Origin of the sequence: Mycobacterium sp. 852013-50091_SCH5140682 (genome assembly GCF_001665685.1) — a bacterium.
Taxonomy (GTDB): Bacteria; Actinomycetota; Actinomycetes; order Mycobacteriales; family Mycobacteriaceae; genus Mycobacterium.
In genome coordinates this window covers 163,709-178,615 of sequence record NZ_LZTB01000130.1, presented here as the reverse complement: position 1 = coordinate 178,615, position 14,907 = coordinate 163,709, and the positions used below count along the sequence as shown (strand labels likewise).

The window sequence follows — 14,907 nt, the reverse complement described above, 5'->3', positions numbered from 1 at the left end:
CACGATGGCTGTAGCAGAAGACGATCTGCCTGCGCTGCTGGATCGCGTCGCAGGGGTGGTCGGAACCCGCATGGACGAGCTGTTCGAGCTCGTCGAGATCGTGCACCGGCGGGTGAGCGAGATCATCGACGGCTTCGCCGAGCGCCACCGCACGCCCGACCGGGCCGCGCTGGCATCGGTGAGACCGCTGCTGCAGGAACTGCTCTCCGCCGACCAGCCACTGCTCGAAGGGTTCGACATGGCGTTCGGATCGGACACCTTGAGCGACGCCACCCGGTGGCTGGAGTGCTGGCGCCGTGACGCCGACGGCAACTCCTACTTCGTCAAACACATCCTCAACCCCGACGCCGTCGGCTTCTACGATTACCAATCGCACGACTGGTTCACCGCTCCCATCGCCGCGGGCCATCCCGTCACAACCGGGCCCTACATCGACGTCGGCGGAATCGACGTCTGCACAATCACTTTGGGCATTCCTCTGAAAGCCGCCTCCGGAGGCACAGCGGTGATCGGCGCCGATCTGTCGATCCCCGGCCTGGAGGCACTGCTGTTGCGGACCTTGAACACCCGTCGCCATCAGGTGGTGCTGCTGGCCGCCAACGAGCGCGTCGTGGTGTCCAACAGTGCCCGCCATGTCACCGGATCGCGGCTGCGGCTTACTGATTCGGAACGCATCGTCCACACCGTGCCGGTTCGTTCGCGCGATCCCGAGCGGCTGCCCTGGCGGATAGTGGCGCTGTCATGACGCAGGCAGCTCAACCCTTTGGCGTCTCAACACCTTCCGACGCGACGCGCGGCAGTTCGTTCTCCCTCGTCGCACAACTGCGCACCAACGAGGCCATCGGCGCCGACCGGGCCGATCAGATCGCCCACCAACTGGAGACCGCGATCGCCGTCGGGCTCATCGGCTATGGCGAAATGCTGCCCGCGGAACGGGAACTCGCGGCGCAGTTCGGGGTGGCCGTGCTCACCCTGCGTGCCGCACTGGCCTCCCTGCGCGACCGCGGCTTCATCCAGACCCGACGCGGCCGTGGCGGCGGCAGCGTGGTGTGCGACGCGGGCGTCGTCACCGAGACGGAACGGCGCCGCCGGCTGCGTGAACGCAGCACCGAGGATCTCCGCGACCTCGGTGACCTGTCGGACAGTATCGCCACAACTGCGGCGCGGCTGGCCGCAGCCCGATCCGACCACGCAGACCAGAACCGGCTGCAGAACTTGGCCGACACCTTTCGGTCGGCCACCAGCCCGCAGGACCGCCGTAAGGCCGACAGCCGCTTCCACATCGGCCTCGCGGTGGCCGCCCAGTCGAATCGGCTCACCACGGCCACCGTCCAGGTTCAGGGCGAGATGGCGCCGCTGTTGTGGGCGTCAGATCCGACCGGACAGCTCTTCGAGTTCGAGCAGGCCGAACGCGACCACGCCGCGATCCTGGAGGCGATCGTGCGGGGCGACGAAACCGCAGCCGAGGCAGCGGCACTGCAGCATTGCCTGCACGAGACCGAAGCCATGATCAACACCCACCTCGATCTCGTCATGAGTGAATCGGGTTCGTAACACTCGGCCGGCGGCCAAGATCACCTCGCGCCCAGCCCGTGCGTCGGGTGAAGCGCATGCCGGAGATTCACGAGAGGGCGCGACTTGGACGCTGACAGGCGCGGACCGTCGGCGGTGTCCCGGTGGCGGGTCACGGCGCCCGTGATCTGCCGAACCCTGTCCGTTCCCCGCGCTTGACGTTTCGGATTCTTCGGCGCCTTCTCCGCTGTATCCGACGTGCCGGCGCGCAGGGCGGCCACCGGGTTGGTGGTCGGAGCGGTCTTGGCAATCCGGGCGGTCGTCTGCGGCGTGATGCCGCCCGGAAGGGCAGGCAACTTCTGCAGCGCCGCACCGACATCCGATGCGACCCGGGATGCGGTGTTCACCACGGCCAGGAACGCCGCCTGCCCAACCGCGGCCACTGCCTTGTGCACTGGGGACCACGTCGACGTCGTATATGCCGAATCGATGATCCGCTTGAGGGGAACCTGAACCGCCTCAAGCAGTTGCTCGTTGACCCCCAGACTCTGCAGTGGGCGCAGGATCGGCAGTAAGCCGGTGTACGGGATCAGGTACGTCGTGGTGGTCCCGCCCATCGAATTGGTCGTGGTGGTGATGTCGGAGGCGGGAATCGTGCTCAGGTCCACCCCGTAGTTGACCTGGTTGTGCAGGTAGAGGGCACCCAGGAGGGCGTTGACGTCGGCGAGGATGTTGAGCTGATTGGCCGGCCAGTCGGCGATGCCGTCGTACTGGCGGTTGATGATCACCGTGTTGTACGGCGTTGCCGGGGCGGCGACAAAGGTCATGCCCGGTAGCTGCAGGCCCGCGTCGCGGCCCATGATGCCTGTCGGGCTGGTCGGGTCGGCGAACCGGATGAACGTGATGTCGGTGTTCGCAGGCGGATTGGCGAGCAGTGCCTGCTCCTCCACGCTGAGGACAACATCGCCCTGCGAGACGCCGATGACCTGGATGGGCTCCCCCGGCGGGACCGCCCGGATCGCCGCGTCCAGGGCGATAACTCCTTGTGCGACAGACGGATCCAGCGCGATGGTGCCCTCGAACGGATACAACGATGCCGGGTAGCCGATCTGATAGGCGGTGCTGGCGAACTGCGTGACGGCCGGCCCCATCCAGGCCAGGCTCACCGTCCCGGACGGTTGCGGGGACGGCGAGGTTCCGGGCACGTACAGCGTCGTGGTGGCCTGCGCCGTGATGGACCCACATGTTGCAAGAGCAAATACCACGGAAGCCACGATGCCGGCCCTCGTCACGGTGCGTTGCTCGACGAGTCGTGCAGCACAGCATGGCGAGGCAGGGCCGGAAGCAGGCAACACAAATCGCGTCATATCCCCGACCTCCAGGGCCACAGCAAACTATTTGCCGTCCCCGTCAAAAGATACATGCACAGCTGCATCTATTCAATGGATTGCGCTTGGTGCGCTGCGAGGTTCTTTGCGACCGCAGATACCGTCAACCGCCGGATGGGCCGTCGAACACCCGCGGCGCGGCCGTCACCAGAACTCGACAGGCCCGCTGCCATCGCCGCCGCGCCCGGGCCGCATCGCCGTCGACGAAGCTGGCGATGAGGATTCCGCGCAGGGTGTCCATCGCTGTGAAAACGAAGTCGCCCAATTCTTTCGACGCCGCAGCCGCCGCGGGCAGGACATGTTCGGCGGCTGCGATCAGCGCGGTGTTCACGATCGGCTCGACCTTCTCGATCTCGCGAGCCAGCACGCGGTCGGTGCGGCCCGCCACCCAAAGTTCAACGGTCGCAGCGAACAACGGACCCTGGTGCAATTCCCACAGATAGTCGAGCAGCGAGGTGTAGAAGTCCGAACCCGGGTCGAACCGGTCCACCTCGTCCATCACAGCTTGGGCTCGCAACTGTGCAAGACGTTCGATCGCGGCCACCACCATGTCGGACTTGGCCCGGAAGTGATGGAGCTGTGCTCCGCGAGTGAGCCCGGCGACCTTGGCGATCCGCGGCGTCGTGGTGGCCGAGTAGCCGTAGGTCATGAGGCATTCGATCGTCGCGTCGAGCAACAGCGCTCGGGTCGCCGCGCTGCGTTCGGCCTGAGTGCGCCGAGCACCGGATGCGGCATTCGGCTCGTCGGTCATGCTCGGGCTCCCGCTTCAGAAACAGCTGGACTTTCGCCACGCTATATCACCGGGTCGGCCGTCCGACCTGGATCGACGACCAGTCGGGCTCGACCAGGCGCAGTAAGGCGTTCAGCGTGGCGGTCATGATTCCTGCACCGATCAGCACCGCGTCGGTTTTGATCATCTGCTCATCCGATCTGTTGGACAGGGGCCGCTCCCTAGGAACTGAATTGGTAGATCTCATCGGCGGATACGGAGGGGACTTGAAGTTCAGCGGCGACGGCGTCGACAGCTTCCTGCACCAGGCTGTGATCGACCTCCCCGCTCTGGGTGTAGTGCGGGCCGATGTAGTGATCGAAGAGCTGTTGAGCTTCTGGTTGGGTGAGCCGGTTGAGGAAGGACTGCAGGTAGGCGACCGCGCGGTCGGGCGTGGCGGCCAGCAGATGAAGGGCGCGCTGGTTGGCACGAACGAGCGCCTGGGCTACCGCCGAGTCGACGGCGTGGTGAGTAGGGTCGACGGCAATCCCGACTGTCGGTATCTGGAAATGGTCGCCGACCCACGCCAGGACATGGAACCCCTCCTCGGCGGCCACTTGTTCTGGGCCGAGTGTGCTTCCGACGTAGGCGGCATCGATCGAACCGTCGCGCAGGCGGCGCACGTCCATCTGATAGTCGCCGGGGTGGCGCGGCAGGCAGATGACGTCGTGATCGGGGTCTAAACCGTACTGGCGCAGGACGATGCGGGCAAAGCAGCCAGGCGGGGTATGGGCGCCGTGCACAGCGAGCCGCCGGCCGCGTAGGTCGGCCATTGTCGCCACCGACGCGTTGCCGAGAAACCAAAACAGTGGCCGGTGAGTGTTCACGCTGAGCACCTGCCACGCGGGTCCCTGCGTCAATCGTTCGACGACGGCACGGCCCAGACCGATCGTTGCGCTGCTACGCAACCGTTCGGCATCCCACCCCGTGCCGTCCCGCAGAGCCACGTGGAGTCCCTCGTCGGCGAAGTAGCCTTCCTGGTCGGCGATGGTGGCGATCAACTCTTCATGAATGCCGCGCCCGACGTAGGCGAGATCGATTGTGTCCATGACGATGACTCTCCTGTCCTGAGATACGTTGCACTGCTTCAGTCCATCGCCAGCCCGCCGTTGACCGGCAGGTAGTGGCCCGTCGTGAAACTCGATCCGTCGCTGGCGAAGAACGCGATGGTGTGTGCGACCTCTTCCGGTGTGACCAGCCGGCCGGCCGGTGCTGCAGCGCTGAGACCCTCTACGGCTCCGGGCTTGAGTTTCTCGGTCACCGCCGTCCCCGCGACCGTAGCCGGGGCGACAAGGTTGGCGGTGAGACCGTGCGGTGCCAGTTCCTGGGCGATATAGCGGACGAACTGGTCGAGAGCGGCCTTGGCCGTACCCAGGGTGATCATCCCCTCTCGGGGGCGCCGGGACAGACCAGTGCTCATGTAGATCAGCCGCCCATGACCGCGCGAGATCATGTACGGAGTAACGGCTTTGGTCAGCAAGTAGGCAGCATGCAGTTCGGCATTAAGCTTGCCGCCCAATTGATTCCAGGTCAGCTCGGCGAACGAGGTGACCGCGAAGGGAATCAAGGCGTTGTGTACCAGCACGTCCACCCCACCCCAGCGTTGGGCGACGCCTTCGATCATGGCCGACACGTCGGCCTCGCAAGTCACATCGGCTTGGATCGCGACCGCCTGCCCGTTGGCCTGGACGATCTCGGCCACAACCGCGTCGGCCTGCTCCCCGCTGGCGCGGTGATTGACGACTACCTGGAACCCGTCGGCGGCCAGACGGCGGGCGGCAGCGGCGCCGATTCCGCGGCTGGCTCCGGTGATGAGTGCGACTCGTGGCATAACAACCTCCGGCGGTGGTAAGGACGAGGACACAGACACCGTGTCCTGCCTCCCCACTGTTGTCCTGATGGCCCGGACGTGGAACCCGTGTAACACCCTGGTCCCTGGTCGATCACTGGGCGGGTCGGTCGCGAACGCGGTCGACCAGGGTGTTACACGGGCTCGGGAGCGTGATCGGCGCGCGATAGTTAGACGCATCCCGCTCTCGCATTGGTGCCCAGGAGGCCGATATGGAATATCTCGTCACGATGACCACCCGTATACCGGCCGGCATACTCGCATCCATGGCCGGTTTCGAAGTGGCCGAGGCGGATTGCGCCCGCACGCTGGCCGAGCGCGGGCACTTGATCCGGCTATGGCACCCGGCCCGCCCGTTGAACGTCTGGAACACCATCGGGCTGTTCGCCGCCAGTGATCGGCGCGAGCTCGATGCGATCCTGGGTGCGACACCTCTCATGGATTGGCAGACGCACGAGGTCACCGCGTTGTACCCGCAGATCGATGATCCGGTGCTCACCCACATCGAGTCCACGCGCAGCCAGGCCGCCGAATTCTTGATGACCATGGCCATCTCTGCACCATCAGCCACGCCACATCAGATGATCGAGGACACCCGGGCTCGGCAGCACCGGAGAGTGACCGAGTTGATCGAAGAAGGCCATCTCGTCAGGATGTGGGACCTGCAGCGCGAAGCCGGCACAACCCGCATCGCGAGTCTGTGGGGTGCCCGTGACGCGGCGGACATGATGGCCTGCGTCGAGTCCTTACCGGCCTATCCTTGGATGACCGTGACGACGGTGCCCCTGGCGGTGCATGCGCACGATCCAGCCGCCAGCCGCCAGCCGATTGCGGCCCGGTGACCGCGATGTCCAGTCCAGAAAAGCTCAATTTCACGAGGTTGCCGCTGGCGCACGGTGGCGGCGCGATGCCTGCCGCCGGGTTCGGCACCCTCATACCTGATCCCTCTGACACGCTCCGCGCGACGAAAACAGCGCTGAGCGTCGGCTTTCGGCACTTCGACTGCGCCGAGCGCTACGGCAACGAAGACGCAGTCGGCCAAGCCATCGCCGAGACTCTCGACGCTGGGCAGGTGCAGCGCTCCGATCTGTTCATCACAACCAAGTTATGGAACACGAACCACCGCCCTGACCGGGTCAGGCCGGCGTTCGAGGCAAGCCTGAAGCGACTTCGGCTCGACTATCTGGACTGCTATCTCATCCACACGCCGTTTGCTTTCCTGCCGGGCGACGACCCAGACCCGCGCGACGACGCCGGGCAGGTGATCTACGACAGCGACGTCAGCCTGGCAGAGACGTGGTGGGAGTTGGAGCGCCTGGTCGAGGACGCCAATTGTAAAGCGATAGGTCTGTCTGACATCACCTTGCCGGACCTGGAGGAGATTGTCGCGGTGGCACGAATCAAACCGGCTGTAGTGCAGGTTGAATCCCATCCCTACCTACCGGAGTGGGAACTGCTCGAATATTGCCGGGAGCAGGGCATCGTGGTGCTGGCGTTTGCGCCGCTGGGGCACGCATCATCGCCGAATCTGCTTGAGGATCCTGTTCTCACGGCAATTGCAACCGACCTGCACATGACCACGGCGCAGGTCGCGCTGTCCTGGGCCGTTCAACGGGGCACCGCCTACCTCACCACCTCGACGCGGGCAGAGCGCATTCGGGAGAACTTCGACATCTCGGCCTTGCCCGACGACGCAATGTCTGCCATCCGGTCCGAAATCACGACGAACGTGAGGTTCAACTCGGTGGTGACGACCGGCGTACCGGGCTTCATCCCGAGGGCAGACACGCCGACGGAAGCAACATAAGTGACCGACCGACTATGATTGCGGCATGCCTCGTCCCCCCAATCCCGCTGTTCGCCAGCGTCTGCTCGATGCAGGACTGCTTCTGGTGCACGCCCACGGCTTCGCCGCCAGCGGCGTCAAAGACATGACCGACGCGGCCGGGGTACCCAAAGGCTCCTTCTACGCCTACTTCCCGAGCAAGGAGGAGTTCGCGGCCGCCGTTCTCCGCCACTATTGGTCTGACATTGAAACCCGTCTCTTTCCACTGCTGGATACGTCCGAGCCGCCCCCGCAGCGAATCGGGGCGTTCTTCCACGCGTTGGCAGACGATCACGAGGCCGGCGATTTCCTGTTGGGATGTTTGGTCGGCAACCTCTCGTTGGAGTTGGGCGGCTCCAGTGAACCGGCGCGCATCGAGCTGGCCCGGATCCTGGATCGCTGGGACGAAGCGCTCGCGTCTTGCGTCCGGCTCGGCCAGACCGCCACCTACGGGATCCGCACCGATACCGACGCCACAGAAATCGCGGCGACTCTGATCGAAGCGTGGGAAGGCGCAGCGTTGCGGGCGAAGGTGGTGCGCGACCGGCGCCCGTATGACCGCTTCGAATCGATCACCATTCCCGCACTGCTCGCAGCCTGACCGCGGCTGTGCTCTTCACCACTCATTGGCGGCATTGTTAATAGACGACCGGTCAGTTATTATCGTGGTATCGCATTGACCGAAAGGACCCGTCAGATGACACTCAACTCGGCCGCCGACGAACCGACCGATCCGGCGCTTCCCCGGTCAGGGTTCCGACTCGACCTCCGGCGTGCAGCGTTGGTCATCACCGACCCGCAGATCGATTTCCTCAGCCCAGATGGGGTGTCCTGGGCGGTGTTCGGTGACAGCATCCGGGAAAACGGGACCGTCGCAAACATCGCGGCGCTGCTCGCGGCGGCGAAGTCTGCCGGTATCACCGTCGCTATTTCTCCGCACTACTTCTACCCCACCGACAACCAATGGCACTTCGGCGATCCGCTCGAGCAATTCATGGGCTCGGTGGGCATGTTCGCGCGCGGCGGGGCCTACACGCTCGAAGGATTCGCCGGCTCAGGGGCAGATTTCCTGCCGGAATACCTTCCCCACATCCATGACGGCGCAACAGTGATCACTTCACCTCACAAGATCGTCGGTCCGGAGTCCAATGACCTCGTGCTGCAGCTGCGCAAGCGCGGCGTGAGTCAGGTCATCCTGGCGGGAATGGCAGCCAATCTCTGCGTGGAGGGGCACCTGCGGGAACTTGTCGAGCAGGGATTCGAAGTCGCGGTGGTCAAAGACGCCACAGCGGGCCCCCGACTGCCCGAGGGCGACGGCTACCTGGCGGCGCTGGTGAATTTTCGCTATCTGGCCAGTGCCGTCTGGACAACCGATCAGGCGATGGCCTTCCTGGCAGGCGACAACCGATCCGGCTCTGCAGCCTAACGACAACCGTTTCACACCAACCGATTCCGTTTCTCCGTCAGCACCATTGAAAGGAACATCATGACTGCAGTCACGCGTCCAGCAGAGCAGACGATCGCGCTCAACCACAGCGCAGGTCGCATGCCGGCCCTGGGCTTCGGAACATTGATTTCTGACAGTCGACGTACCCGCGAGTTGGTCACGGCGGCCATCAAGGCGGGCTTCCGGCATCTGGACGCTGCGGAGCGCTACCGCAACGAGGCCGACGTGGGGCTAGCGCTGCGAGATCTGTTCGCCGACGGCACGATCGCCCGCGAGGACGTGTTCATCACCACGAAATTGTGGAACAACAATCACCGGCCCGAGCGGGTCAGGCCAGCGTTGGAGGCCAGCCTGCGACGCCTCGGGTTAGACGCCGTTGACCTATATCTGATGCATACACCCTTCGCCTTCGCGCCCGGCGACGATCAGGACCCTCGCGACGAGGCCGGTCGCGTCATCCAGGATGACGGCGTCACCTTGGAGGAGACGTGGGCGGCGATGGAAGCGCTGGTGGATGAGGGCTTGACCCGTGCCATCGGTCTTTCTGACATCGACACCCCTGGCGTCCGCCGGGTCGTCGCATCGGCACGCATCAAACCGGCCGTGGTGGAGGTGGAGTCGCACCCTTACCATCCACAATGGGATCTGCACCGGTACTGCCAGTCCGAGGACATCGTGCTGCTCGCCTTCGCTCCGCTTGGACATGCGCTCGAGCCACGCGTTCTCGATGACCCGGTCGTTGTCACGATTGCGCGCGAGTTGGGCAAGACACCGGCTCAGGTGTTGCTGGCCTGGGGGATCCAACGCGGCGGCGCGGTGCTCACCTCCACCGTCAGCCACACCAGGCTCAGTGAAAACTTCGATGTCACAGCGCTTCCCGACGAAGCGGTAGAACGCATCAGCCAGCAGCTGACTACGCGGCACAGATTCAACTCAGTGGTCGATGCAGGCGAACCGGGCTTTCGCGAGGTCCCGGCAGGAAGCTGATGATCGAGTGTCTTGAGGCGGAGGGTGTTTCGCTGGTCTTTGGCATTCCGGTCGAGGAGAACATCAGGCCTGTGCATCGTCGATGACAGGACAGCGTTTCGCCACCGAACGGTGGACACCGGCGCGCTCAAGATGTGGATGGCCCGTCTGTACCTACGCGGAGAGCTTCGGCGCAACCGGCTACCGGATCACCGCGGCAGATGATCTACTGCCTACGCTGCGCGCCGCTCTGGGTGCCGACGGTGTATCCGTCATCGCGTGCCCGGTCGACTATTCGGACAATCTGCGCCTCACCGACCGCCTTGGTGAGCTCGACGAGGCAAGGTAGTCCGCTCACGTCAGCATGAGCGTCACAGATCAAGGACCAGTTCGGTTTTCGGCGCCGCAGAGCAAATCAATACCGTGCCGGCTTCTGGCAACTGCAAGGGTCGCTGTACGTAGGTGGTCTCGCCAGAGACAATCCCCGTGACGCAGATGTGGCAGACCCCGCTTCGGCAGGAGAAGCGGGTGGGGACATCGCAGGCCTCGGCGAAGTCAAGGATCGTGGCGTAGTCCTCGCGCCAAGGGACTGTCAGTCCGCTCCGGGCAAAGGTCAGGGCCGGGCCGGCACCGCCAGGACCCGACGGTGGATGCGGTGCACGGCTGTGTACTGTGTCCTGCACGCCAGGGTGGACGGCGGACCGCGAGCCGAACAATTCGGTCCGAATCCGAGCAACGTCGAGGCCCGAGGCGACGAGAGCATCCTGCGCATCGGTCATAAACGCCTCCGGCCCGCAGAGAAACACCGTCGCATCGGTAGGTAAGCCCAGGGCCACGATCGCGGTAGTGTCCAGGCGCCCCTCGGTTTCGGTGTAGACAGTTCGTCGGCAGGCATGAGAGAGACTGTCGGTCAGCGTCTGAACCTCATAGGCAAAGGCTTCGGCTGCCGCGTTCCGGATCGTGTGCAACCACCAGATCGTTCGTTTGCTGCGTTGTGCGGCCAGCGCGTACAACATGGCCAGGACGGGAGTGATGCCGATACCGGCCGACAACAGGACGAGCGGCCCCGCGCCGTCGTCGAGATAGAAATCGCCCCGTGGTGCGGCGACCTCAACCGTCGTCCCCACGCGGGCATGGGTATGCAGCCAGCGGCTCACCCTGCCGCGGTCATCGCGCTTCACGCTGATGCGATAGTGCCCAGCACCCGGATCTCCGGACAGCGAGTAGCTGCGCACCGGCGCGGGGTCGCCGGCCTCGGGAAGGCGCACCGTCACGTACTGGCCCGGCCGCGGTCGAGGCAGCGGCTGCTCATCAGTTCCTTCCAGCGAGATCGACATGACCTGAGGGGATTCGCGGTGTACGTCGCGCACGCGGAGTCGGCGAAAGCCAGACCAGCTCGGCTCTTCGCCGACCTGCGGCGGCGTGGGGTCGGTTCCGCTGTCATGCGCGGACAAAATTTCGCGGAAAGACTGTCGCCATCCAGGACTGAGAGCCGCAACGTCGACGATCCTGCGCAGTTGGGCGATGTTTCGGTCGGGCAGGTAAAGCAGTGCGTCGACGTCGGCCACGCTGAGTTCGTGTTGTCCCCGCTGGATGAGTTCGATCGCGTCACCTGCCTGGACAACTCCTTCGCGGATCACCCGGAAGTAAAACCCGGGCCGGCGTAGGGCGACCAGCAGACTCGGCATCCGAGGTTCGTTGAGTCGAAGGCCCACGCGGAAGCAGGTGACTCGCGGCTGGGTCACTTCGAATTCGGCGTCACCGATGCGATAGCAGTCCCCGATGCACACCTCGTCATCTGCCAAACCGGTGATGGTGAAGTTCTCGCCGAAGATGCCCGGTACCAGGTCGTCGCGACGGAGATGACCTCTCCAGAAGTCGTATGACTCCTGTTGGTAGACCATTACGGCACGATGCTCGCCGCCGTGGCCGGCTAGGTCGCCCTGCCCGTCGCCGTCAAGGTTGAGTCGCCGCGCCATGACCGGTCCGCTGGCCGGCGACTTCCATATTCCCGTGTGCACGAGATTGTCTCGCCACTGCACGTCTTGGGGCATTCCCACGTTGACCGAAAGGAGCTGGGGCACTGTGTCTCCTCACAAACGTCGGGCCGCGAGCGCCGCATCGAGTTCTCGGCGGGTGCGAATGCCGAGCTTGGCGAAAACTTTGCGCAGATGCCATTCCACGGTCCGGGCGCTCAGGAACAGCTGCGCGCCGATCTCGGCATTCGTACGCCTTTCGCGTGCCAAGGCGGCGATCTGCTCCTCCTGTGGAGTCAGCTCGGAACTTGTGGCAGCCGCTCCCCGCCGCACCCGCTCGCCGGTTGCCTGCAGTTCTCGGTGCGCGCGCTCCGCGAAGCCGTTCGCGCCTATCCCGTCCAGCGCTGTGTGGGCATGCCGCAGTTGGGTGCGTGCGTCAATACGCCGATTCCTGCGGCGCAGCCATTCTCCGTAGCTCAGGCGGGTGCGGGCGAGGTGCACCGCCATCCGAGTCTTGGTGAGCCGCTCGATCGCCTCTTGGTAGAGGCCCTCGGCGCTCTCATCCTGGGTCACTACCGCCTGGCTGCGCAGCGCCATCCCCCACGCAAAATTCGTGCCCGCTGCCTCGGCGATGACCCGTAGCTGTGCTGCTGCTTCCCGGGCGCGCTTGTGCTCGTCGCAACGAATGGCAGACTCGGCGAGTTCGAACAACGCCCGAACCGTGTACGCGGGCTCGAAACCTAGACACTTGCTGGCCTTCTCGGCGGCATCGGCAGCGCGGACGTAATCGGCGAGCCCGTTGTACAGCACAGCTCTCGCATACTCGGCATTCGTCAGAACCCATCCTTCACCCCGCCGGGTGGCCGAGTAGGTCATGTCGCGGATGAGACCTTCTGCGGCCTGCGCATCACCGCGTGATGCCGCGATCACCATCGCAATGCGCGGAGACACGGCCGCCGCAATCGTCGGATCCAGGCGGTCCACATCGCGCATCAACTCCGCAGCTTGCGTCAAATCACCCGCAAGAACCAGGAACTCGGCGAGCGCATCCACAGCGAACGGCAACCAGATCGACATTCCGCTGCGACGAGCCAGATCTAGCTGCGTCGCGGCCATCGCCTGCCAGGCTTCATCGTCGCAAAGATGCATGGTCACGACGGTGATCGCGAACCCAACGAAGCCGGGATCAGGCGGCTCGCTCCGATACTGGCGCACCGCTTCTTTCAGGATCGTGGCCGCGGCCGCATAGCCGTTCACCATCCAGGTGGCCGCACCACGAACGAGAAGTTGACGCGCTGGGACCGGCTCAGGATCAACCGGAAGCGCCAGCGCGGCGCGGGCGATCCGCTCGCGCACTCCGGCGTCACCGAGCGGCCCGCCGTAGCTGGAGGCGATCAAAGCCTGCATGTAGGCCTCGCAGGCTGTGCGATGACCCAGCGCGGCGAAACGCGCGGCCGCACCCTCCAGGATCGTCGGCGCCACACCACCGCGATGACGTGTGAAAGCCATTTGGCCGCGGAGAAGTTCACCTTCAGCCTGCTCGACTTCGTCTTGAAAGTCCGCTTCGGCCAGTAGTCGATCGGCGCCGTCGAGATCTCCCACCGCGTACTTGGCACGGGATGCGACGAGGGCACGAGACGTGCGTAGGCGAGGCGATGGGGTAAGCGCCACGGCGCGTTCCCAGAAAGCCGCCGCAGCCGCGGCCCCGCCGCGCGCCTGCGCGCGCCCGGCCGATTTGATGAGTTCCGCGGCGGCCTGTTCGTCGCGACCTCGCACCGCGTACGCGCGATGCCAGGCTCGCCTATCGGGGTCGATGGCCGGGTCGAGCACGTTGGCCAGCGCACCGTGAGCCAGCCGCCTACTCTCCGCGTCGGCGGCTCGGTAGACCGCCGACCTGAGCAATGGATGCCGGAAGACGATCAACGCGCCGATCGTCAGCAGACCCGTCTCTACGGCGGCGTCAGCAGCGCCCAGGCTGATGCCCATCGTGTTCGCAGCACGTCCGATTAGTGCGGTCTCGCCCACCGAATCCGCAGCGGCCAAGAGCATCAGTTGCTGGGTGTCTGAAGGCAACCCTGCTAACCGGGCCAGATACTCACTCTCGATGCGCTCCACCAAACTGGCTTGGTCTGCGACGGCGAAGCCCCCGGCGTAACCGCCGGAACCAATCCGGCTTCCAAGCTCGAGCAGCGCCAATGGATTTCCGTGCGTTTCAGCGATGATCCGTGACCGCACCCGAGCATCGATGCGCGACCCACCCGCAGAGTCCAAGACCGTCCCTGCCGCAGATTGGTCGAGCCCACCGATCCGTAGCCCGGGCAATCCGAGGAGTCGGTCGGGTTGTGCGACCGGCTCCCGGGCCGTGAAGATCAGGGCCACCCGCTCGGCCAGCAGGCGACGGCCGACGAAGGCAAGTGCCTGGACAGATACCTGATCGAGCCAATGAGCGTCCTCGACGATGCAGAGCAGCGGTCGCCGTTCGGATGAAGTAGCGAGTAACGCCAGCACGCCCAGCCCCACTTGGAACCTGTCGGGACGCTCCCCGGTCTCCAGTCCCAGCGCAACCCGGATCGCGTGCGCATGTTGATCGGGCAGCTCGTCGAGGCCGTCGAGCAGCGATGTGCACAGCTCGTGCAGTCCTGCAAACGGGAGCTCCATCTCCGATTCGATTCCGGCGCAACGTAGTACGGTCACGTCGGGTGCGTCGTTGACGAGCTCTTGGAGCAATGCGGTCTTACCGATGCCTGCTTCTCCGCGCAGCACGAGCACTGCGGCGCGACCACGTCGAGCCTGGGCGAGCGCCGAGTCCAGTCGCTTACGCTCGGCGCCTCGGCCAACCAAGGGTTGCGCGTTGAGTTTTAGCGAGTCGTGATCGGTCATGATCACCCCTCGCGCAGAGCGATTCGCCGCTGTGTCTCCACCGGCCTGATCTTGAACCCGCTGCAAGTTTACGACGAGCGCAGTCCTTGACCGCCATTTCACAGCATATTCCAAGGTCGGGCTGAAGGTTCGTGGCGTGCTTGAAGGTATGGAATGACTTGTAGGCGTTCAACATCGCGTCTTGAACCAGGTCGTCGGCATCGAAATCGTTGAGCGTCAGCCGTCGTGCACGGCGGTCATGGACGACGATTTTCGATCCACTGACGTACTCTCGCGCCTGGGTAATCGACGGGTA

The 14,907-nt window shown here is 64.8% G+C and carries 14 protein-coding genes and 3 pseudogenes; 8 read left to right on the top strand and 9 right to left on the bottom strand.

Translation table 11 applies throughout. The features are described 5' to 3' along the window. The first annotated feature begins 4 nt into the window (after nucleotides 1–4). Together A5784_RS35435 and A5784_RS35430 are read left to right on the top strand one after the other, a co-directional pair. Entirely contained in the window at nucleotides 5–745 is a 741-nt protein-coding gene (locus A5784_RS35435; RefSeq protein WP_156750949.1) for a cache domain-containing protein, read from the top strand. Beyond that, nucleotides 742–1,554 carry a FadR/GntR family transcriptional regulator gene (locus A5784_RS35430; RefSeq protein WP_082945281.1) on the top strand — a complete coding sequence of 271 codons (813 nt, stop codon included), beginning with the start codon at nucleotides 742–744 and terminating at the stop codon, nucleotides 1,552–1,554. Before A5784_RS35435 ends, A5784_RS35430 begins: the two co-directional genes overlap by 4 nt. 20 nt (nucleotides 1,555–1,574) lie before the next feature. On the opposite strand, the gene A5784_RS35425 is transcribed toward A5784_RS35430, so the two are convergent. The 5 genes and pseudogenes from A5784_RS35425 to A5784_RS35410 all read right to left on the bottom strand — a co-directional run bounded on the left by A5784_RS35425 (nucleotide 1,575) and on the right by A5784_RS35410 (nucleotide 5,500). Further along, nucleotides 1,575–2,777, bottom strand: a complete 1,203-nt coding sequence (locus A5784_RS35425; protein ID WP_197514986.1) for a PE-PPE domain-containing protein — start codon at nucleotides 2,775–2,777, stop codon at nucleotides 1,575–1,577. 226 nt (nucleotides 2,778–3,003) lie between these two features. Beyond that, on the bottom strand, nucleotides 3,004–3,651 hold the full coding sequence (locus A5784_RS35420) for a TetR/AcrR family transcriptional regulator (RefSeq protein WP_064949516.1): 648 nt from the start codon (nucleotides 3,649–3,651) through the stop codon (nucleotides 3,004–3,006). A 58-nt stretch (nucleotides 3,652–3,709) separates the two neighbouring features. After that, nucleotides 3,710–3,817 (bottom strand): annotated as a pseudogene (locus A5784_RS38670) (malate:quinone oxidoreductase); the annotation flags it as partial. A 34-nt stretch (nucleotides 3,818–3,851) separates the two neighbouring features. Then, nucleotides 3,852–4,718 carry an ABC transporter substrate-binding protein gene (locus A5784_RS35415; protein ID WP_064949515.1) on the bottom strand — a complete coding sequence of 289 codons (867 nt, stop codon included), beginning with the start codon at nucleotides 4,716–4,718 and terminating at the stop codon, nucleotides 3,852–3,854. Between the two features lie 38 nt (nucleotides 4,719–4,756). Next, nucleotides 4,757–5,500 carry an SDR family oxidoreductase gene (locus tag A5784_RS35410; RefSeq protein WP_064949514.1) on the bottom strand — a complete coding sequence of 248 codons (744 nt, stop codon included), beginning with the start codon at nucleotides 5,498–5,500 and terminating at the stop codon, nucleotides 4,757–4,759. 230 nt (nucleotides 5,501–5,730) lie between these two features. Here A5784_RS35410 and A5784_RS35405 point away from each other — a divergent pair, with 230 nt between their 5' ends. From A5784_RS35405 to A5784_RS35380, 6 genes and pseudogenes are all read left to right on the top strand, one after another. Then, nucleotides 5,731–6,360 (top strand): muconolactone Delta-isomerase family protein, encoded by a 630-nt coding sequence (locus tag A5784_RS35405; protein WP_064949513.1) that lies wholly within the window; start codon nucleotides 5,731–5,733, stop codon nucleotides 6,358–6,360. 5 nt (nucleotides 6,361–6,365) lie between these two features. Next, nucleotides 6,366–7,325, top strand: a complete 960-nt coding sequence (locus tag A5784_RS35400) for an aldo/keto reductase (protein WP_064949561.1) — start codon at nucleotides 6,366–6,368, stop codon at nucleotides 7,323–7,325. Nucleotides 7,326–7,350: 25 nt separating this feature from the next. Beyond that, entirely contained in the window at nucleotides 7,351–7,944 is a 594-nt protein-coding gene (locus tag A5784_RS35395) for a TetR/AcrR family transcriptional regulator (protein ID WP_064949512.1), read from the top strand. Between the two features lie 180 nt (nucleotides 7,945–8,124). Then, nucleotides 8,125–8,769 carry an isochorismatase family protein gene (locus A5784_RS35390; RefSeq protein WP_232006376.1) on the top strand — a complete coding sequence of 215 codons (645 nt, stop codon included), beginning with the start codon at nucleotides 8,125–8,127 and terminating at the stop codon, nucleotides 8,767–8,769. Nucleotides 8,770–8,829: 60 nt separating this feature from the next. Next, entirely contained in the window at nucleotides 8,830–9,777 is a 948-nt protein-coding gene (locus A5784_RS35385; protein WP_064949510.1) for an aldo/keto reductase, read from the top strand. Nucleotides 9,778–9,922: 145 nt separating this feature from the next. Continuing rightward, nucleotides 9,923–10,105, top strand: a pseudogene (locus A5784_RS35380) (acetolactate synthase large subunit); the annotation flags it as partial. A gap of 22 nt (nucleotides 10,106–10,127) precedes the next feature. Here A5784_RS35380 and A5784_RS35375 read toward each other — a convergent pair. From A5784_RS35375 to A5784_RS38020, 4 genes and pseudogenes are all read right to left on the bottom strand, one after another. Continuing rightward, complete coding sequence (locus A5784_RS35375) at nucleotides 10,128–11,840, bottom strand: MOSC and FAD-binding oxidoreductase domain-containing protein (RefSeq protein WP_064949508.1); 1,713 nt, start codon at nucleotides 11,838–11,840, stop codon at nucleotides 10,128–10,130. Nucleotides 11,841–11,849: 9 nt separating this feature from the next. After that, entirely contained in the window at nucleotides 11,850–13,928 is a 2,079-nt protein-coding gene (locus A5784_RS35370; protein WP_232006375.1) for a helix-turn-helix domain-containing protein, read from the bottom strand. 207 nt (nucleotides 13,929–14,135) lie between these two features. Beyond that, nucleotides 14,136–14,612: pseudogene (locus tag A5784_RS39935) on the bottom strand (AAA family ATPase); the annotation flags it as partial. Continuing rightward, entirely contained in the window at nucleotides 14,548–14,832 is a 285-nt protein-coding gene (locus A5784_RS38020; protein WP_286159458.1) for a sigma factor, read from the bottom strand. The pseudogene A5784_RS39935 and the gene A5784_RS38020, both read right to left, overlap by 65 nt. Nucleotides 14,833–14,907 lie beyond the last annotated feature (75 nt).